Source organism: Antarcticibacterium arcticum, assembly GCF_007993795.1.
Lineage (GTDB): Bacteria > Bacteroidota > Bacteroidia > Flavobacteriales > Flavobacteriaceae > Gillisia > Gillisia arctica.
On record NZ_CP042476.1, the window covers coordinates 781,235 to 799,482 of the forward strand.

Here is an 18,248-nt window from a genome sequence, read left to right on the forward strand (position 1 = left end):
TTACAGGTCAAGGTCAAAGGTGGTTCGCAATTTCTCAATAAGCGGATTTTTCTCCTTCAGCTTATTGTATTTTTCAATATTGGTGAAAGCAAATTTTTTGGCAGTGGTCTCATTCACCTGAATTTCCAGGGTAATGAGGGTATTCTGCAATTTTTTCTTCAAAAAGGCCATTAGAGGGTTTTGTCCGCGTTCCAGGTCTTTTTTCATCGTATCTGCCGGGAGGACAATTGAAATGGTATTTTCATTCACCGTGGGCATATCTGTTTCCATAATAGAGGCTAGGATCTTTTCTCCTTTATTCTTCAGGCGGTGGATATATTCATCCCAGGCCGCGTGCAGCTGGGTTTCATTGAATTTTTCAGATTTTACCTCGGCTGCTTTAGCCTCATTTCCCTGTTGCCTTGCCAGCATTTCCTTTTTTAGGCGAATGCTTTTCAGGGAAAGTCCTGAGACTTTCTCCTGGCTAAGATCTGTTACAGGAATCGGTTTGGTTTCTTCAGATTCTGGCTCTGGCTCTGCTGCAGGAACATCTTCTGCAGGCTGGGTATGGCAATTTGATTTTTCAGGATCTGGCAAACCTTCTTTAGGCGATGGTACTTCAGCCGGAGCAGCTATTTCCGGATCGGGGATCTGGGAGGTTGCTTCGGGTGCAGAACTTCCCACAGCGTATTCCTCATTGGTAATAAGCTTTTTTTCTTCCGAAGAAAGTTTTACCGCAGGTGCAGCTGGAGTAAAGGATTTAAAATTTGCCGCGGGAATTATAAAGTGCTCAGGCTTTTTTTTTTCTCCATCAAAAGTGATGGAGGCGAGCTGCATAAGGCATAGTTCTACAAGCAATCGTTGGTTACGGCTGCTTTTATATTTAAGGTCACAATCATTGGCCAGTTCAATGCCCTGCATTAAAAATGCTTCACTGGTAAGCCTGGACTGTTCATAATAACTCATTTTGGTGGTTTCACCCACCTCCAGTAAATTGATGGTCTTGGGATTTCTGCAAACCAACAGGTCTCGGAAATGTGAAGCAAGGCCGGCAATAAAATGGTGCCCGTCAAAACCACGCGCCAGGATCTCATTGAATTCAACAAGCAGCTGCGGGATATTGTTTTCCAGGATCAACCCGGTAATATTTAGATAGGTCTCGTAATCCAGGACGTTCAGGTTCTCGGTTACCGCCTGCCGGGTCAAATTGTTACCGCTAAAACTTACCACACGATCATAAATAGATAGGGCATCACGCATAGCGCCATCTGCCTTTTGGGCAATAATGTGCAGGGCATCCTCATCTGCAGTTACGCCTTCTTCGCCGGCAATATAAGTAAGGTAGTTTTTTACATCATTTACCGTGATCCTCTTAAAATCGAAGATCTGACAACGGGAAAGAATGGTAGGGATTATTTTATGTTTCTCTGTAGTGGCAAGTATGAAAATGGCGTGTTTCGGCGGCTCTTCCAGGGTCTTTAAAAATGCATTAAAAGCACTGGTAGAGAGCATATGCACCTCATCAATAATATAAACTTTATAGTTCCCCACCTGCGGCGGAATTCTCACCTGATCGGTAAGATTTCGAATATCGTCTACAGAGTTGTTGGAGGCGGCATCCAGTTCAAAAATGTTGAAGGCAAAATCCTCATCTGGTTGTTGGGTGCCGTCATGGTTGATCATTTTGGCAAGAATACGGGCACAGGTAGTTTTTCCTACCCCCCGTGGCCCGGTAAATAACAAGGCCTGCGCAAGGTGATCATTCTTAATGGCATTAAGGAGGGTATTGGTAATAGCCTGCTGGCCCACCACATCATTAAAGGTTTGGGGACGGTACTTTCTGGCCGATACTACAAAATGCTCCATGGAAATATAATTGGAAACAAATATAAAAAACCCAACCCGAAGTACTCATATTAATCTGCTATTTTTCGGGTATTTTCTGTGAGGGGAGAGAAAGCAGGTTAAGCGCATTTATATACCCGTGAAATGTACTTTTGTGCGAGCCTGAAGGTTTAATTGAGAATCAATTCTACATTAATAGGCAAATGATCGCTTCCTATATTTTCTCCCGTATTTCTGTCTATTACGCTGAAGTTTTCTGAAACCAGGCAATGGTCCAAAGTGGTTTGCAAGATTTTGAGACCGGCAGGCCAGGTAGGCAACTGGCCGAATCCTTTCCGGGTATCTTTAAGGCCTCCCTTTAATAATTGTTTAAAATGTGCCGAAAAAGAAGAGGTGTTAAGATCCCCAATAATAATAAGGTTTTCTGAATAGCGGGGCCTATATGTCATAATGTTTGCGAGCTGCTTATTGCGATGTTCAAACATCCATTGACCTACAGGCGGCACAGGATGGGTTGCAATTATAGTGACCGGTTTATCCTCAAGCATAAATTGTCCTACCAGGGAGGGTTTATTGTTTAGCCCGAAATATTCGATCGCAGTATTAATTTCAATTTTGCTTAGAATTGCTATCCCAAAATTATCTTCCCGCGGTACCAGGGTTTGATATTCGTAGCGGTCCAGAAAAGGTTCCAATTTCGTTTTCCAGTTTTCTGTGAATTCCATTAACACTAGTAGATCCGGATCTTGCCGACTTATATAATTTTGGACCTCCCCAAAACCGGTGTTGCCGGAAAGTAAATTGATCCCGGTTATTTTTAATTTTAGATCTTCATTTTTAATTTCTACGGAAGGCCCCATGTAGAGCGGAAATATAAAGTATGCATTCCAGCAGATGATTAAAAGCAATAGAATCATAGCCGGGGCTTTTTGCCGAAGCAAAAAAATCACAGCAATTAACAACAACAGGGAAATGACAATAAACTGAACTTTAAAATGAGCGAGATTATCTGCGATCCAGTAATCCGGCAGAAGATGGGGAACCATAGAAAATACCAGAACTCCTATGATGGACAACCAGATAATAAAAAGACGAAATTTCATAGGGGGAGTATTCTTTCTTTGAATGGACTCTAAAATAACCTGTCCATTTTTTTATTTATTTCCCATTTTATTAATAATTTCCCGCAGTAAGTCATTTTGCTCCTGCCGTAGGGAGATAAATTTATTTACCCATTTATAAATGAGGTAAAATACCCCAAATATAATGGCCAGGTAAACCACAAATATGAGCAAAGGAATTATAGCAAATGTATTCATGTGTGTATTTTAAGGATTAGTTAAACGGTAAGATAATAAAAAATTTGCCCCTGGCTTCATATGGATATTGCGCCCCTTCAGGGCTTTTTTTATTTTCACCTTTATCCGATGGGCTACACCCATTTCTTGTGGATCGCGCCCCTTTAGGGCTATTTTTGATTTATTTTCTTTATCCGATGGGCTTCACCCATCTCTTGTGGATTTCGCCCCTTCAGGGCTTTTTTGGTTTATTTTCTTTATCCGATGGGCTTCACCCATCTCTTATGTATTGCGCCCCTTCAGGGCTTTTTTTGGTTTATTTTTTTTCCGATGGGCAACACCCATCTCTTGTGGATTTCGCCCCTTCAGGGCTTTTTTCATTAGTCCATGGGCTACACCCCTCAATGCTTTTTTATTGTTGGGTCAATGTATATTTATCTCCGTTGGGCCCCTTTAATATCAGGGTTTTATTATTTAAATTAAAATCCCATTCCCCGCTAAGAATTAATGTCCAGTCAAATTCGGCGGTCCAGGGACAGGTATTGTAAAAAGTGATTTTGTTTCCGGAAATGGAATAAGTTCCCTTGCAAATTGCCGGAAATTTTTCGACTTCAGTCTGGCCGGTGAAGGTCCCGTTGGTAAAAGTTAGCTCAACGTTGGAAGTGGTTCCATTTCGCTCAAAAATCCCACTGTAATTTCCATCTATTTTAGTTTCAGGATTGTCACCATCATTGGTGCAGCTAATCGATATTGTTGCTAACAGAAATAGTATAAAAATTCTCGCTTTCATGATTTTGATTTTTAATTGCAATAATTGAGGGTTATTAAAGCAGTTACCCGTTTAGACTAAATTTAATTGGTGTAATTCAAGCCTCACATTCTCTTTTGCCTGATTTTCATATGCTTTCCTGAAATAATCAGTTTTATATATAAAATCCAGTTCCAATATACTTTGAAGTACTTTTTTTCTTCCTTTTCGATACATAAAGTCTGGATAAATATGATATTCCTTTCTAATGTTCTCGCTATAGTTTTTATATTCTTCAGGGCTTTTTCCTAAAATGGTAAGGTCTAAATCCAAAAGTATATTTGTATCATTATCGGCTGATAATTTATGTTCTTTTGTGGCCTCAATTTGTAACATACATTCATTCAATTTGGTAAATGAAGTTTTAGAAATTCTGTTTTCAAACCTTAAGGCACTTTGATGTTCGTTATCACTGTTAGTGCTTTTGTAAATTATGTCGTGGTAATAGATTGCAAATAATAAACAGTCTAAATTTTTAACTTCCGATTGGACTTTATCCAATTCCGAAAACATATTTTCTAAATGCTCAAGATTATGATAATAACGAGACCTGGACGAATAGTTGTTTTCTAGTTCGTTCCAGCAATCCAAATTATAGTCCTCGTTTTTCGAGTATTTTCTAATTAAATTCAGGAATTTTTGTTTTATCATCTCGGTAATCGCTTTATGGCGGAGAAGGGACCGCGGACTTGTCGGCTTAAATACTTCCTTATTAATTATTAATTTTCTTGTAATTTTATAATCCAGAAATCTCCTGTAAAGCTTATTGTGGAAGTTTCATCATCTTCCTTATTTCCAACCACTATTAATTCTCCATTATGTAGTTCAATGATTGAATAACTTAAATCCCAGGTGTATAGTTCATTACTCCCAAATTCTTTAGACCATATAAGCTGGCCATCTACGGGACTTATTTTAAATACCCAAATATTGCTTTGAGTTGTAGGCGTACCCTCCCGAGGGTAAAATCTTCCACCGCCGGTCATGTACAAAAATCCAGAATTACTTTGGATAATTTCGGTTGGGCTATCATTACCATCTACACTAAATAGATATTTCTCTTTCCCAATCCCATTCTCCCAAATAATATTTCCATCCAAATCAAGCTTCACTAACCATAAATTTTCTTTATCTGGACCGAGACGTCTGGTAGAACCAGAAATTAATAGCTTATTATCACTTGTAGCAAGAATAGACCTATTCAAATCAGATGGTACTTTTCCTATATGTTTTCTCCACTCAATTTCACCTTCGTTATTAAGTTTGTATAAAAAAGTAGATTCATATTGTAAATCGCCAACAACATAAAATCCACGATCTTCACTTTGAATTATTGATTTTCCAATCATCATATCTGATTTCGGAAAACTTTTTTCTAAGATAATTTCACCGTTAGAATTCAATTTTACAAACCAACCAAACCTTTGTTCACTATCAATAGAATACGTTCCTATCAAACCGTATTCTCCATCTTTTGTTACTATTATATCTTTTAGATTACCGCCATAAATATTATATCCTTCTCCTTTTGTCCAAATAATATTTCCTTCAGAATCCATTTTATAAATAACAGGATGACCAAAATTTTTATTGGTAAGAAGTAAAATATTCCCATTAGGCTCTTCAATTAGATTATGTACAATTAAATGCCCGGGAATTAATTTTTCCCAAAGAATTTCACAATTCGCATTATACTTTAACAATACCAGGTCAAAATAATTATGGTTATTACCATAACTTGGATTTGTCCAACCACATACTAAGAACCCGCCGTCATTTGTCTCTCTTACGACCGATGCCCTTTCATCATGTTCTATATCATATTTGTATATATTCTCACAAAGAACTTCAATGGATTTAGTTGTAAATTTTTCTTCATTACTATAGATTGTCATTGAATTATAGGAGAGGAAAGCTCTTGCATAATAGGTTCTATTAGACTCAAGACCTCTAATAGTTCCAATGCCTTCATCCTGTTCCAAATCGACAATCACATAATTATTTTCTTTTACTTGGTTGGGTATAGAATCCCAGAAAATTCCAGTTACAAATTCCGTATTTGGTATATCTTCAATTTTAATTTTAAAGGAGGCTTGATTTATACTAACATCATCTATTTCAATAATCAAAATAGAAGGAGAAGAAATTTCATTTTCATCCGTATTACAAGAAATTAAAAGGAATATTATTATAAAATAAGAGTATTTTTTCACTGAGTTTATTTTAAATGTTTGGTAACGGTCCCGTATAAAAACAATGCGAGCTGGCGAGCTTGATTGTCCGCCCTGTCTCCCGAAGCTTTAGTGTAGGGAGAAGGTTCCGACCGAAGGGAACAGCGGCAGCACATTTCGCCAAGCAAGCGAGTACGATGTTTGAATTTAAGACTGATTTTAGCATTGTTTTTATATACTGTTGCCCACAGTTTTTTATGTGCAGTCGTATGATGACACTGTTATTAGTCCGTTTTCATTATTTTCAATAGTTAAATCCTGGGTTGCTCCCCGTCCTTCAAACTTTAAAATATTATCATCTTTTTCTAAAAAAGAAGGAATCGAAATTTCATTTCTGTTCATCAATATACTATAGTCAGAAACCATTTGGTGATAAACTTCATTGAGAGAAAGTTTTTCGTATTTATAAATATGATCAAAACATCCATCCCACTCTATGTAAGTGTAATTTCCACTTTCATAATATTTGTACTCAAAATATTTAGGAAATTTTCCCATCGGAGTTTCCATTTGCTCTTCCTCCGTTTTTTCGTCAGTCAATTTTCCTCTTAAATCAATAAAAACTTTCCCAAATTCATCCGTTCCAATTTCAACCTCTTTATCGGTTAGGTCAGAACTGAATATAAAACCATTATTATTTTTTGGTTTTATCCACTTACCAACCAATGAGAATTCCTTTCCAATCTCATTTTTTTCATTGCTTTCAATTTGCTGGTCGATTTTTATAGTTTCTCCAACTGGTAATTTCTTCAGAGTTTTAGAATCATAAGTCGGTTTTTCATAAACCTTCGCTCCTAAAATATTTATTACTGTAAGTTCAGTTTGCTTTTCTGAATTTTGACAAGAAAAAGAAGTAGAAAGTAAAATTGCAAATATTAATAGGATTGTTTTTTTCATAATTTTTTTCCTAATTGTGGGCAACGTTTCGTATAAAAACAATGCGATCTGGCGAGCGTGATTGTCCGCAGGTTCCGACCGAATGGAACAGCGGCAGCACAATCCGCAAAGCAAGCGAGCGACAGATTTCGATTTGAGACTGATTTGTATGCAGTTTTTTTTAACTAAGCCATAATAGCAATCCAGTCAGTAAAATCCGTCCTAACGTGATTGATACACCATAGAAGATCCGCATTTTTGTCCGTTCTTTTTTTGCCTTCTCTCTAATCTGCATTTTAATTTTATTTAATTCCTCTACAGGAACTGAATGAAATAGAAGACGTTCCGGTATGTCAGTATCCGCATAAATTACGTCACGATTATTCTCTTTAAATTTTCCCCGGTTTGAAGGACGTTGCGCTCGGTTTTGTTTCATCCGATTATTCATATCCTGCATATGTCCTGCGCCAAAGCTCATTTTAAATAATTTTTTGGGATTAAGTTATTTCCATTTGTATACTACGTCCCGTATAAAAACTGTGCGAGCTGGCGAGCGTGATTTTCCGGAGGACAATCCGCTGAGCAAGCGAGCACAGAGTTTCGATTCAAGACAGGTTTAAGCATCTTAAGTTTGATTTTCTTAATTTTTACATATTAATCAGAAAGAACAAAAGAGAGGAGTAAGGTTATTTTAAGCATAGGAATAATAATTCCGTAAACATTGAAAACCCCCTCTCTTTTCTACTTCAATTTCGTTCAGTTCTATGAGACTTTTGATCTCGTTTTCAAGATGGTGAAAGCAAAGTAGGTGTCCTTTCCTAATCATTTACCTATGAATAAAAGTAAACAAATTTATGGAGTAGACATTAGCAAGAATGTATTTGATGTAGCTGACTCCCAGGGGAACCATTCTCAATTTAAAAACGATGTAAAAGGATTTAAATCATTTTTAAAAACACTTTCATCAGAATCTCTGGTCGTCATGGAAGCTACCGGATACTATCATTACAGGCTTGCACAGTTCCTTTATGAACAGGGAATACATGTGTCTGTAGTTAATCCTCTTTCGGTAAAGAGATTCATTCAAATGAAACTTTCCAGGGTGAAAACAGATAAATCTGATGCTAAAGCTATCTGTGAGTATGCCACGATAAATGAAGTTCCATTATATACTGCCAAAGACAAGAACCAGGCAGAATGTTTACAGCTCCTACGCCTCATCGATATTTATTTAAAACAAAGCACTGCCTTAAAGAATAAGCTACATGGAGAAAAAACCCTAGGAACACCTTCTAAAACAGTATATCATTCATTAAACAGGTCTTTAAAAGCTGTACAGAAGGAAATTAAGATAATGGAGGATCGCCTAATGGAGATAGTCAAAGAAGAGCAACAAAAACAACTAACCCTTATAAAAAGCATTCCCGGCTTAGGCAACAAAACTGCCATTATGATTATCGTTTTGACTGATGGATTTTCAAACTTTGAAAATGCCAGCCAACTCTGCAGTTACACCGGAATCACTCCTAAACTACGTCAGTCTGGAACTAGTGTGAGAGGCCGCAGCCGGATAACGAAAATGGGGAATGCAAAGCTTAGAAACCTACTGTTTATGTGCAGCTTCTCAGCAAGGAAATATAACAAGGCGTGCAGGGAAATTTATGAGAGAATAATAGCAAAAGGAAAAAGTAAAAAACTGGCTCTTATCGCGGTGTGCAATAAACTATTAAAACAGGCATTTGCAATTGCAAAATCGGGATTGCCTTACCAGGAAAATTTTGTCTCGAAATTAGCTTAAAGAACTTGTTTTTTAACTCAGTTCTTTGTTTTTATATCTTGTTGCCTATAGTTTTCTCGTCCGCCTATTTTTTAATAATATTTCATATCAAAACGGCCTTCCCGCACTTCTACAATATCCCCATCTTCATTAATCGCATCAAACCAAAAGGTACCGGAAACGATCCCATTTATATCATCAAATTTGACAAAGTAAATTTCTCCTGTATGGATTTGATTTGTTTGATAATAACTAAGATTATATACGCTTTCCCCAAAGTTTGAATCTTCCTTATCCACATTTAATTGATAAACTTCTCCCTCCTCAATTTCTTGATTTCTTAGAGCAATATTTATAGATGTTTTACTATTCCTATGATTTGCTGAAAGGCCAAAATAATACCCGCCATCAAGAAATTGGTAAAAGGCCTGTTGTGTAGGGCCCGCAAATTGGCTGCCACCAGGCTGGAAACCTTTTCCATCAATTAAACAAGCGATTGTACCTTTTCCTATAATCGTTAGAGCTGGTAAACAATCAGCGCCCTCGCAAGGATCATTTTTAGAACAGGAAAGGGATAAAATAATTAATACTAAAAAAGATATTTTTTTCATTATCGGATTTTTTAAAATTATAGGCAACATGCTTATAAAAGTACCATTACATTTATCTCATGCTCTTTTCCAAAAATACTAAAATTATGTTAACGCTCCCTGAGGAAAACCGTAACCAGGGGATTTCAGAATTTGCATAAAAATTTGATTCCGCATAATTGATATAAGCAATGTATCTTTACAAAAAAATAAAGCAGGCCGCCTTATCGCTGCGTTTTTGGACGTGGAGGAAATTCCGGACACCGTAGGGCAGCATAGTGGGTAACGCCCACCGTTCGTCCCCCGGACGAAAAGGACTAGTGCAACAGAAAGTATGTACAGGTAATGCTGTAGTGAAACCAGGTAAACTCTATGCGGTGCAATGCCATGTATACCGGCTCTTAAGGACGGCCCGTCCGTTGCCGGAGGGTAGGCAGCTAAAGCTTGCTGGTAACAGTAAGTTCAGATAAATGATAGGGGTCCCGTTTATTCGGGAAACAGAATCCGGATTACAGGCCTGTTTTTATTTTTTTAAATTCCCACAACTTTAGAAAAAATTATTTTGCGAGGATATCCTTTACCCATTCCAGGGCATCTTCCATTTCCATGAAGACTGAAAATGGCACTTTGGAGAACACCTGTTCAAAATTGGCCATATTAATGGAAGAGGCCTTCGTGCTCACAATGGCTATTCCCGCCAGATTTTTTACATGTTTTATATTGAGGTAAATGGTGGGATCAACATTGTAATTATTGACCCTTTTGGAGATGTAGACAAACTTCTTGCCCTTGTAAATATCGGAACATACTTCTACCAGGTCATGAACCTGCTTTTTGCTAATTATAACTCCCTCGCGTACCCGGGAAATAACGAAATTCTCATGAAATTCCAGGGTGGTGAATTCCAGTTCTATAGTACGTAAAATTTCTTCCATTCTTCAATTTAGGAAAAAAAACTGAAAACCGAATTACCGTATTTACGTATCTCTTCAAAGTGTGGGGTGCCGGAAAGATCCAGTCTTTTAGAGTGTTCTATGATTAAAGCACCATCTTCTTTTAATAGTTCCCTGTCAAATGTTATGGCAACGATCTTTTGCAGGGAGGCCACATCCATATCATAAGGAGGGTCGGCAAAGATAATATCCACTTTTACAGGTGCTTTTTCCAGGTATTTAAAAACATCGCTTTTTACCGGCGTGATATTGAGCTCCAGCTCATCTCCCGTTTTCTTGATAAACTTTACACAATCAAAATTTGCATCTACAGAGGTTATTGGCCCAGACCCGCGTGATCCGAATTCATAAGAGATATTCCCCGATCCTGAAAACAGGTCCAGTACTTCCAGGTCCTTAAAATGAAAACGGTTGTTTATAATATTGAAAAGGGCTTCCTTGGCAAAATCTGTAGTTGGCCGAATGGGTAGCTTTTTAGGCGCGGTGATCCTTTTTCCTTTGTGTTGTCCTGAAATTATTCGCATCCCAATGATTTTAATAAAATGAAAGCTTCCCTTTGAAATTGAGGGTTTGTGAATTTTTCAGGGATAAGCTTTAATTTAGGGTCTAAAAATTCTACATTCTTAATGTAAGTGTAAGTGATCTCATATTCGGGAGAATCTTTGGTGATCTCTCCAAGCAAATACAGGGGGAATTCCAATGGATCCAACTGCAGCTGTTCTGCCGTAAAAAGAAGATAATAGATAAAATCCTCCGGCGTTTCATACTTAAAAGTATTGCCCAGGAGCAGCTTTCCGTCCTTCATAACTACAAGGTCATAATAGCCCTTAAAACCATTTAAATATGCTACAGCTCCATTGTCCCGGGTAATTTGGTTTAGGTGCTCAATAAGGGCTGTTGCGCTGTGTTTAAATTCAAACTCACCGTATTTGTCAAAGAAATAATTTGTGATGTTGGTATAGGGAATATACACATTAACCAAATCCTCATTGGAAAACACATCATTAGCCACAAGGTCTGTTTGCAGGATCTTGGTATTGAATTTCAAATAATGCGAAGCTTCCTCTTCCACAAAAAACTCTGAAGGAACAATACTGTACAATTCATTTGAAAACAGCAGGACAACTTCACTAAAAGCTAAATCCAGCTGTTTCTCCTCTTTATAGAGCAATTCAATTTGTTCCAGGATTTTTACAGGGGTTAACTCCTTTTCAAAATCGAGCTTCTTATACCAGAGAACCTCATTTTTATTTGAATCCAGTATACAAAAAGAAAGTCCATTCAGGCGCACCTGAATGGACATCTTTAAATTATCAATATTTTCTTTACTGTTTTGTTGCTTGTCCATAAGAATCTGGCCAGTTCGCAGTGGTGTTTACATCTTCCATTGAACCAACACTAATATAAGGGCCGTTCACCTGGTCTACAGAAACTACCTGCTTTTCCTGCAATACAAGATCTCTGTCCTGGTCATGCAATACTACAGCCTTATCTACTCTTACCATAAATACCGGGAAGGTATTGTTATTTTTAACAATGGTGCCGGCGTCCATTTCAAATTCAGCATCAACCCCGTCTACCGGAACTTTTGCCATTTGCTTGTAGCGATCTCCTTTATATAAAGAATCTTTTACCGAAGCATATCCAAGGGTATCTACAATAACAATATCCTTATATTGGTCTACACCAAATGCTTTTCTATACTCCTCATCCATTACCGTGGTATCTCTTCTTTGTACCACAACAAACTCTGCAGTATCTATAAATCTAATCAAGCCATTAAAATCCTTTGCATATCTTCCGGTTACTTCCTGGTGAGCCAACTGCGCAGCACGAATATCCATAAGACGGTCAATTACCTTGGCATATCTTTTTTCTTTGAGCTTATTAAATTGTATTGGTTCATACACTGCGTTAAAAACGAGGTATCCCAAAAAGATAATTACAACCCATAGGACTAATTGAATTACAAGTTTCATGCTTTTTTAAATTTAAAATAATTAGAGTTCATCGCAAATCTACAATTTTTTTTTATTCGTAAAAGTTTCTGTCGTTAAATTACGTTGTTATCTTTGAGATTTGCAAGAAAGCCCATGGAAACCTTAAGTGCCGATAAATTTTATAAGCTACTCATCAGCGATTTAGGGTTTAATGCAAAGATAAAACAAGACATTGCCTTACAACAACTTTCCTCTTTTGTTGTAAATCCCGTGGCAGATACCATTTTTCTCTTAAAAGGTTATGCCGGAACCGGGAAAACCACCATTATAAGCGGGTTGGTGAAAAATCTCTGGAAGATAAAGCGCAGCGGGATCCTGCTCGCTCCCACGGGAAGGGCAGCCAAGGTGATCTCCCTGTACTCTGGTCAGGAAGCACAAACCATACATAAAAAGATATATTTTCCTAAAAAGACGGGCGGGGCAGGGGTGCAGTTTGTTTTGCAGCCTAATAAACACCGAAATGCAATTTTTATAGTAGATGAGGCTTCTATGATCCCCGATGAGAACCAGGATTCCAAATTATTTGAAAACAATGGCCTCCTGGCAGATCTTATAGATTACGTTTCTTCCGGCCACCAGTGCTCTCTTATATTAATTGGGGATACTGCCCAGTTACCGCCGGTGAAACTGGACATGAGCCCTGCGCTGGAAGAAGAAAAACTTCGAACCCATTACCAGAAAGAGGTTGTGCATATTGAACTGGATGAAGTTGTACGCCAAAGCGGGGAGAGCGATATCCTGTTAAACGCCACCTTGCTTCGGGAAGCCCTGGCCGAGCAATTCTACGAATATTTTAAATTTCACAAAACAGGAAAGGCAGATGTGGTGCGTTTAATGGACGGGCAGGAGATCCTGGATGCCATTCAGGATTCCTACGATCACCTGGGGCACGAAGATACCACCATCATAGTGCGGTCCAACAAAAGGGCCAACCTTTACAACCAGCAAATAAGGGCCCGCATCCTCGACCAGGAAGAAGAGATCTCTTCCGGCGATTACCTTATGGTGGTAAAGAATAACTATTTCTGGATAAAGCCTTCTTCAGAAGCAGGATTTATTGCCAATGGGGATATTGTGAAGGTTTTGGAAATAAGGGCCATAAGAGAGCTGTATGGTTTCCGTTTTGCTGAAGTGAAAGTGCAAATGGTAGATTACCCTAAAATGGCCGCTTTTGATACGGTGGTTATTCTTGATACGCTGGAAAGCAATTCCCCTTCGCTCACCTATGAGGAATCCAATAAACTATACCAGGAAGTAATGAAGGATTATGAAGATGAAACCTCCAAATACAAGAAATTTCTCAAAGTAAAAGGAAATAAGTATTTCAACGCATTGCAAATCAAATTTTCATATGCCATGACCTGCCATAAATCACAGGGTGGGCAATGGAATACTGTTTTTATTGAACAACCCTATTTGCCCAACGGGATAGATAAGGATTATCTAAGGTGGCTGTATACCGCCGTTACAAGGGCGCAGGCAAAGTTATACCTGATTGGCTTTAAGGATGATTTCTTTGCTGACAATTAACCGGCCAGATTCTTTAATATTGCTGAAATTTTAAAAATTATGACACAAGTTCCGCTTAAAATAATAGCCGTGATCCCCGCGAGATATGAAGCCAGCCGTTTTCCGGGCAAACTCATGCAGGATCTCAACGGGAAAACGGTTATACTCCGTACCTATGAAGCGGCGGTAAAAACCGGCCTGTTTGATAAAGTTTATGTGGTGACAGATAGTGATGTGATCTTTAATGAAATTACCGGCTCAGGCGGCATTGCACTTATGAGCAAAAAGGAGCACGAATGCGGCAGCGACCGCATTGCTGAAGCTGTAGAGAAGATGGATGTGGATATTGTTGTGAATGTGCAGGGAGATGAGCCGCTTATAGACAGGGAGAGCCTTGCAATGCTCCTTGATGTTTTTAGGGAAGATAGGGAACAAAAAATAGATCTGGCTTCACTTAAAACTGCAATGTATGAAACCGAAGAAATTACCAATCCCAATAACGTGAAGGTGATCACCAATAAAGATGGTTTGGCGCTGTACTTTTCCAGGTCCCCTGTCCCTTTTCCACGGGATACCACCACAGGGGTTGTCTATTATAAACATATTGGGGTGTATGCCTTCAGGAAGCAGGCGTTGATGGATTTTTACCGGTTACCAATGTTATCCCTTGAAGCCACAGAAAAGATAGAGTGCATAAGGTATCTGGAATACGGAAAAAATATTAAAATGGTGGAGACCAACTTTAAAGGAATAGGAATTGACACTCCTGAGGACCTTGAAAAGGCAAGGAAACTTTTCAGGGAATAAGCATTTGGTAGTAGGTTAAATCTAAACTTAGAGCTATTCGGTTACCGCGGCTTTGTAAACCTTTAAAACCCTTTCCCTTGCTTCCTTATGGTCTACCATAGGTTCAGGATAGTTAGCTGTGCCATACTCCTTGATCCAGGCTTTTACATATTCCATATCTTTATCATAATCCTTCAGCTGGGTTGATGGGTTAAATATCCTGAAATAGGGCGCGGCATCAACACCGCTACCCGCTGCCCACTGCCAGTTCCCCACATTGGAGCTCATTTCATAATCCAGGAGTTTTTCAGCAAAATAGGCTTCGCCCCACCGCCAGTCTATCAACAGGTGCTTGCAAAGAAAACTGGCCACCAGCATCCGTACCCGGTTATGCATGAATCCGGTCTCGTTCAATTGCCGCATTCCCGCATCTACAAGCGGATATCCGGTTTTACCTGCTTTCCAGAGAAGAAATTCTTCTTCATTGTTTCGCCATTGGATCCTGTCATATTTTGGTTTAAAAGCGTGGGTGACAGTATGGGGAAAATGATAGAGGATCTGCATAAAAAATTCCCTCCAGATGAGCTCCTGTAAAAAAGTCTCATTTTTTTGGGAAGCGGCAATTTTTACAATTTCCCTGATACTCACGGTGCCAAACCTTAAATGCGGCCCAAGGCGGGAAGTGCTGTCGAGCCCGGGAAAATTGCGTTTCGCGTCATAATCCTTAATGAGGGTTTCTGAAATTTCAAAAGGCGGGACGTTTATGGAAGAGGGCTCAAAACCAAGCTCTTTTAAAGTGAGATTGGGTAAATCCCTGGCCTTAATAAAATTTTTGAAATGCGGTTTTGTATTGTATACCACAGGCTTTAATTCCCTGAATTTTTCCTTCCACAACCGCATATAAGGGGAATAAACCACATAAGGGCTGCCGTCATTTTTTACAACTTCTTCCTTTTCAAAGATCACCTGATCCTTATAAGTCTTAAAAGGGATATTGTGTGAAGACAGGATTTCTTCAATTGTGCTATCCCGTTCCTTTGCATATGGTTCATAATCGTGATTGGTATAGACTTCAGCAATATCATAGGATTTGAGAAGCTGCTTAAGAATCTTTTCCGGTTTCCCCTTGAAAATAGCAATAGAACTATCGTTTTGTAGTAACTGTTCCCTTATCTTTTGAAGATTTTTATGAATGAAGCTCACCCGGGCATCGTCCCTTTCTAAATTTTCAAGGATATGATCATCAAAGATAAATATAGGGAGAACGGGGTAATCGCTCTGCAGTGCATGAAATAAACCTGCATTATCCTGCAGCCTTAGATCTCTTCTAAACCAGAATACTGCTAATTTATCCTTCATTAATTAAGGTTGATGGTAGAGAGTCCGCCGTCCATTCCAAGGATCTGCCCTGTCATCCAGCTGCTTTTTTCGCTTAACAGAAAGACTACCAAATTGGCAATATCTTCAGCTTTACCTATTCGCTTTAAGGGATGGCGTCCATCCATTTTAGCTTTTTTATCTTCTGAAGATAATAATTTTCCCGCCAGCGGGGTATCGGTTAAGGAAGGAGCAATTACATTTACCCGGAAGGAGGGGGCAAATTCCGCTGCCAACGCCTTTGCAAAACCTTCAATAGCACCTTTGGAAGCTGCCACACTGGTATGATAGGGCATTCCTATTTTAACCGCCACACTGCTAAAAAATACCAGGCTGGCCTGTGGTGACCTTTTTAGTCTTGGTAACAGGTCCTGCACCACCCGTACAAGAGAAAGGAAATTGAGTTGCATGTCTTCCTGAAAATCTCCCTGTTTTAAACTGCGGAAGGGTTTTAAATTAATACTTCCCGGGAAGTAAACCAGGCCATCTATTGTTTCCGGCAGGCCCAGGGTTTCAATATTATCTGTGTTCACATCAAATTCAATGTACGTAACATCAAGCCCTTCCAAATTCTCTGAGGTGCGGCAAGCCACAATTACATTGTGGTCTCCGGCCAATAATTTAGCAGCCTCCAATCCAATTCCGTGGGAACCGCCCAATAAAAGTATGTTCTTTTTCATTCGAAGATCAGTTAAATGTGTTTTTCGGGAGGGAAGCTTCCATTGGTTTCACTGAAGAATAAATCCCAAAAAGCGCTTCCAGTTTTAGTTTGCGGTATTTAAAGATCTCCTTTAGCTTAGGCGCTACCAGAATAGGATGAAATAGTTCTCCCAATTTTCCAAAAGGCAGTTTATAATCTACAATATCTTCCATTTTAACCCCGCCGGGGATAGGAGTAATAAAGTGTTTGTGATGCCACAGGGCATAAGGGCCAAAGCGCTGCTCATCTACAAAATATTCCTTTTCCTTTACGTGCGTGATCTCTGTTACCCATTTGGTAGTAATTCCTGCTATGGGGGTTACATTATATTGGATCAACTGCCCGGGGTACATTGGCCTGTCGGCTCCCGCCAGGATATCAAAGCTCATATAGTCCGGAGTGATAGTCTTCAAATTTTTGGGATCTGAAAAAAAATCCCAGGCTTCATCAACAGATATTGGCAGCTTTTGAACAGTGTGAAGGGTGAAAATCTTCATAATTACAAATTATTTGCACAAAGGTAATTCAATTAATGTTTAAAGTTATAAGATTATAGTTAAACAAAAATTAAACTTTTTTATTTTGCAGTTGCACTATTACGTATATTTGGTAAAACCAATTATTAAACAATATGAAAAAATTACTTTTATTTTTATGTGTTGGGGTATTTGCAGGAGCCTCAGCCCAGATTAGTGCACCACAACCAAGCCCTTTCTCAAAAGTTGAACAAAAAGTAGGTCTTACAGATGTTACCATCGAATATTCCAGGCCGGGAATGAGAGATCGACAGGTATTCGGAAACCTTGTTCCGTTTGGGGAAGTATGGCGTACCGGGGCCAATGCCAATACGAAGATCACTTTTAGTGATGATGTTGAAATTGGAGGTAAAACCTTGAAAAAAGGCACATATGCATTATACACCAAACCGGGCAAAGATTCCTGGGAGGTGATGTTCTATACAGATTCCAATAATTGGGGAAATCCTGAAAAATGGGATGACAGCAAGGTTGCATTAAAAGCGACTGCCACCGTTGACCAGTTACCATTTGATATGGAGACTTTTACCATTTTCCTTGATGACCTTAAGAATGATGGTGCTGTGATGAACATCGTGTGGGAAAATACGGTGGCATCCCTACCTATTACCGTACCTACAGATACCAAAACAATGGCCAGTATTGAAAGGGTTATGAACGGGCCCACAGCCAATGATTATTTTGCAGCAGGGTCTTATTACCACGATTCAGGAAAAGACACTAAGAAGGCTTTGGAGTGGGTAAACAAGGCGATTGAAATGCAGGGGAATGCCCCTTTCTGGATGCTTCGCAAAAAATCTCTTATCCAGGCAGATATGGGGATGAAAAAAGAAGCCATTGCTACTGCTCAATTATCGCTGGCCGCTGCTGAAAAGGCAGGTAATGCAGATTATGTAAAAATGAACAAGGATTCCCTGAAGGAATGGGGAGTGCAATAGACCTTTGAAATTAAATTTCAGATGCGGCCCTTTTTCAGGGCCGCA

Annotated in this window: 20 protein-coding genes and 1 other RNA gene; 5 read left to right on the forward strand and 16 right to left on the reverse strand. The window is 38.9% G+C overall.

Features of this window, described 5'->3' with window-relative positions; all coding sequences use genetic code 11:
* The 8 genes from FK178_RS03360 to FK178_RS03390 all read right to left on the reverse strand — a co-directional run bounded on the left by FK178_RS03360 (position 1) and on the right by FK178_RS03390 (position 7,515).
* Positions 1–1,845, reverse strand: a complete 1,845-nt coding sequence (locus FK178_RS03360) for a DNA polymerase III subunit gamma/tau (protein WP_146830991.1) — start codon at positions 1,843–1,845, stop codon at positions 1–3.
* Between the two features lie 149 nt (positions 1,846–1,994).
* Positions 1,995–2,927, reverse strand: coding sequence for an endonuclease/exonuclease/phosphatase family protein (locus FK178_RS03365; RefSeq protein ID WP_146830993.1), 933 nt, complete (start codon positions 2,925–2,927; stop codon positions 1,995–1,997).
* Between the two features lie 51 nt (positions 2,928–2,978).
* Positions 2,979–3,143, reverse strand: a complete 165-nt coding sequence (locus tag FK178_RS15430; RefSeq protein ID WP_168194550.1) for a hypothetical protein — start codon at positions 3,141–3,143, stop codon at positions 2,979–2,981.
* A 391-nt stretch (positions 3,144–3,534) separates the two neighbouring features.
* On the reverse strand, positions 3,535–3,912 hold the full coding sequence (locus FK178_RS03370; protein WP_146830995.1) for a hypothetical protein: 378 nt from the start codon (positions 3,910–3,912) through the stop codon (positions 3,535–3,537).
* 51 nt (positions 3,913–3,963) lie between these two features.
* Positions 3,964–4,581, reverse strand: a complete 618-nt coding sequence (locus tag FK178_RS03375; protein WP_146830997.1) for an HD domain-containing protein — start codon at positions 4,579–4,581, stop codon at positions 3,964–3,966.
* Positions 4,582–4,649: 68 nt separating this feature from the next.
* A complete protein-coding gene (locus FK178_RS03380) occupies positions 4,650–6,143 on the reverse strand; it encodes a hypothetical protein (RefSeq protein ID WP_146830999.1) in 1,494 nt (497 codons plus the stop codon).
* Between the two features lie 213 nt (positions 6,144–6,356).
* The gene (locus tag FK178_RS03385) at positions 6,357–7,058 is read right to left on the reverse strand and encodes a hypothetical protein (RefSeq protein WP_146831001.1); all 702 of its coding nucleotides are present in this window, start codon (positions 7,056–7,058) and stop codon (positions 6,357–6,359) included.
* Positions 7,059–7,218: 160 nt separating this feature from the next.
* The gene (locus tag FK178_RS03390; protein ID WP_146831003.1) at positions 7,219–7,515 is read right to left on the reverse strand and encodes a hypothetical protein; all 297 of its coding nucleotides are present in this window, start codon (positions 7,513–7,515) and stop codon (positions 7,219–7,221) included.
* Between the two features lie 354 nt (positions 7,516–7,869).
* Here FK178_RS03390 and FK178_RS03395 point away from each other — a divergent pair, with 354 nt between their 5' ends.
* The gene (locus FK178_RS03395; protein ID WP_146831006.1) at positions 7,870–8,835 is read left to right on the forward strand and encodes an IS110 family RNA-guided transposase; all 966 of its coding nucleotides are present in this window, start codon (positions 7,870–7,872) and stop codon (positions 8,833–8,835) included.
* Between the two features lie 71 nt (positions 8,836–8,906).
* On the opposite strand, the gene FK178_RS03400 is transcribed toward FK178_RS03395, so the two are convergent.
* Positions 8,907–9,425 (reverse strand): DUF6252 family protein, encoded by a 519-nt coding sequence (locus tag FK178_RS03400; RefSeq protein WP_146831008.1) that lies wholly within the window; start codon positions 9,423–9,425, stop codon positions 8,907–8,909.
* 190 nt (positions 9,426–9,615) lie between these two features.
* Here FK178_RS03400 and rnpB point away from each other — a divergent pair.
* Positions 9,616–9,932: RNase P RNA component class A (gene rnpB, locus FK178_RS03405), an RNA gene on the forward strand.
* A 29-nt stretch (positions 9,933–9,961) separates the two neighbouring features.
* On the opposite strand, the gene FK178_RS03410 is transcribed toward rnpB, so the two are convergent.
* From FK178_RS03410 to FK178_RS03425, 4 genes are read right to left on the reverse strand one after another with little or no spacing between them, the layout of a single operon-like run.
* Positions 9,962–10,339 (reverse strand): hypothetical protein, encoded by a 378-nt coding sequence (locus FK178_RS03410; protein WP_146831009.1) that lies wholly within the window; start codon positions 10,337–10,339, stop codon positions 9,962–9,964.
* A gap of 8 nt (positions 10,340–10,347) precedes the next feature.
* On the reverse strand, positions 10,348–10,881 hold the full coding sequence (locus FK178_RS03415; protein ID WP_146831011.1) for an RsmD family RNA methyltransferase: 534 nt from the start codon (positions 10,879–10,881) through the stop codon (positions 10,348–10,350).
* Complete coding sequence (locus FK178_RS03420; protein WP_146831013.1) at positions 10,872–11,705, reverse strand: DUF3822 family protein; 834 nt, start codon at positions 11,703–11,705, stop codon at positions 10,872–10,874. The genes FK178_RS03415 and FK178_RS03420 overlap by 10 nt, the downstream gene beginning before the upstream one ends.
* A complete protein-coding gene (locus FK178_RS03425) occupies positions 11,683–12,336 on the reverse strand; it encodes a hypothetical protein (RefSeq protein ID WP_146831015.1) in 654 nt (217 codons plus the stop codon). The genes FK178_RS03420 and FK178_RS03425 overlap by 23 nt, the downstream gene beginning before the upstream one ends.
* Positions 12,337–12,450: 114 nt before the next feature.
* On the opposite strand from FK178_RS03425, the gene FK178_RS03430 reads away from it, so the two are divergent.
* On the forward strand, positions 12,451–13,887 hold the full coding sequence (locus tag FK178_RS03430) for an ATP-dependent DNA helicase (protein ID WP_146837433.1): 1,437 nt from the start codon (positions 12,451–12,453) through the stop codon (positions 13,885–13,887).
* A gap of 39 nt (positions 13,888–13,926) precedes the next feature.
* The gene (gene kdsB / locus FK178_RS03435; RefSeq protein WP_146831017.1) at positions 13,927–14,673 is read left to right on the forward strand and encodes a 3-deoxy-manno-octulosonate cytidylyltransferase; all 747 of its coding nucleotides are present in this window, start codon (positions 13,927–13,929) and stop codon (positions 14,671–14,673) included.
* A gap of 33 nt (positions 14,674–14,706) precedes the next feature.
* Here the strand turns inward: kdsB and FK178_RS03440 are convergent, their stop codons facing one another.
* The 3 genes from FK178_RS03440 to FK178_RS03450 are packed head-to-tail and all read right to left on the reverse strand — an operon-like array spanning position 14,707 to position 17,226.
* A complete protein-coding gene (locus FK178_RS03440; RefSeq protein ID WP_146831019.1) occupies positions 14,707–16,011 on the reverse strand; it encodes a cryptochrome/photolyase family protein in 1,305 nt (434 codons plus the stop codon).
* A complete protein-coding gene (locus FK178_RS03445; protein WP_146831021.1) occupies positions 16,011–16,709 on the reverse strand; it encodes an SDR family NAD(P)-dependent oxidoreductase in 699 nt (232 codons plus the stop codon). The genes FK178_RS03440 and FK178_RS03445 overlap by 1 nt, the downstream gene beginning before the upstream one ends.
* Before the next feature lie 7 nt (positions 16,710–16,716).
* Positions 16,717–17,226 (reverse strand): SRPBCC family protein, encoded by a 510-nt coding sequence (locus tag FK178_RS03450; protein ID WP_146831023.1) that lies wholly within the window; start codon positions 17,224–17,226, stop codon positions 16,717–16,719.
* Positions 17,227–17,360: 134 nt separating this feature from the next.
* Between FK178_RS03450 and FK178_RS03455 the strand changes: the two genes are divergently transcribed.
* Positions 17,361–18,203, forward strand: a complete 843-nt coding sequence (locus FK178_RS03455) for a DUF2911 domain-containing protein (RefSeq protein ID WP_146831025.1) — start codon at positions 17,361–17,363, stop codon at positions 18,201–18,203.
* Positions 18,204–18,248: the final 45 nt, after the last annotated feature.

Excerpts from the sequence above, each read along its gene's own strand:
- FK178_RS03360 (WP_146830991.1), bottom strand. The coding sequence starts at position 1,845 with ATGGAGCATTTTGTAGTATCGGCCAGAAAGTACCGTCCCCAAACCTTT.
- FK178_RS03365 (WP_146830993.1), bottom strand. The coding sequence starts at position 2,927 with ATGAAATTTCGTCTTTTTATTATCTGGTTGTCCATCATAGGAGTTCTG.
- FK178_RS15430 (WP_168194550.1), bottom strand. The coding sequence starts at position 3,143 with ATGAATACATTTGCTATAATTCCTTTGCTCATATTTGTGGTTTACCTG.
- FK178_RS03370 (WP_146830995.1), bottom strand. The coding sequence starts at position 3,912 with ATGAAAGCGAGAATTTTTATACTATTTCTGTTAGCAACAATATCGATT.
- FK178_RS03375 (WP_146830997.1), bottom strand. The coding sequence starts at position 4,581 with ATGATAAAACAAAAATTCCTGAATTTAATTAGAAAATACTCGAAAAAC.
- FK178_RS03385 (WP_146831001.1), bottom strand. The coding sequence starts at position 7,058 with ATGAAAAAAACAATCCTATTAATATTTGCAATTTTACTTTCTACTTCT.
- FK178_RS03390 (WP_146831003.1), bottom strand. The coding sequence starts at position 7,515 with ATGAGCTTTGGCGCAGGACATATGCAGGATATGAATAATCGGATGAAA.
- FK178_RS03395 (WP_146831006.1), top strand. The coding sequence starts at position 7,870 with ATGAATAAAAGTAAACAAATTTATGGAGTAGACATTAGCAAGAATGTA.
- FK178_RS03400 (WP_146831008.1), bottom strand. The coding sequence starts at position 9,425 with ATGAAAAAAATATCTTTTTTAGTATTAATTATTTTATCCCTTTCCTGT.
- FK178_RS03410 (WP_146831009.1), bottom strand. The coding sequence starts at position 10,339 with ATGGAAGAAATTTTACGTACTATAGAACTGGAATTCACCACCCTGGAA.
- FK178_RS03415 (WP_146831011.1), bottom strand. The coding sequence starts at position 10,881 with ATGCGAATAATTTCAGGACAACACAAAGGAAAAAGGATCACCGCGCCT.
- FK178_RS03420 (WP_146831013.1), bottom strand. The coding sequence starts at position 11,705 with ATGGACAAGCAACAAAACAGTAAAGAAAATATTGATAATTTAAAGATG.
- FK178_RS03425 (WP_146831015.1), bottom strand. The coding sequence starts at position 12,336 with ATGAAACTTGTAATTCAATTAGTCCTATGGGTTGTAATTATCTTTTTG.
- FK178_RS03430 (WP_146837433.1), top strand. The coding sequence starts at position 12,451 with ATGGAAACCTTAAGTGCCGATAAATTTTATAAGCTACTCATCAGCGAT.
- kdsB (WP_146831017.1), top strand. The coding sequence starts at position 13,927 with ATGACACAAGTTCCGCTTAAAATAATAGCCGTGATCCCCGCGAGATAT.
- FK178_RS03440 (WP_146831019.1), bottom strand. The coding sequence starts at position 16,011 with ATGAAGGATAAATTAGCAGTATTCTGGTTTAGAAGAGATCTAAGGCTG.
- FK178_RS03445 (WP_146831021.1), bottom strand. The coding sequence starts at position 16,709 with ATGAAAAAGAACATACTTTTATTGGGCGGTTCCCACGGAATTGGATTG.
- FK178_RS03450 (WP_146831023.1), bottom strand. The coding sequence starts at position 17,226 with ATGAAGATTTTCACCCTTCACACTGTTCAAAAGCTGCCAATATCTGTT.
- FK178_RS03455 (WP_146831025.1), top strand. The coding sequence starts at position 17,361 with ATGAAAAAATTACTTTTATTTTTATGTGTTGGGGTATTTGCAGGAGCC.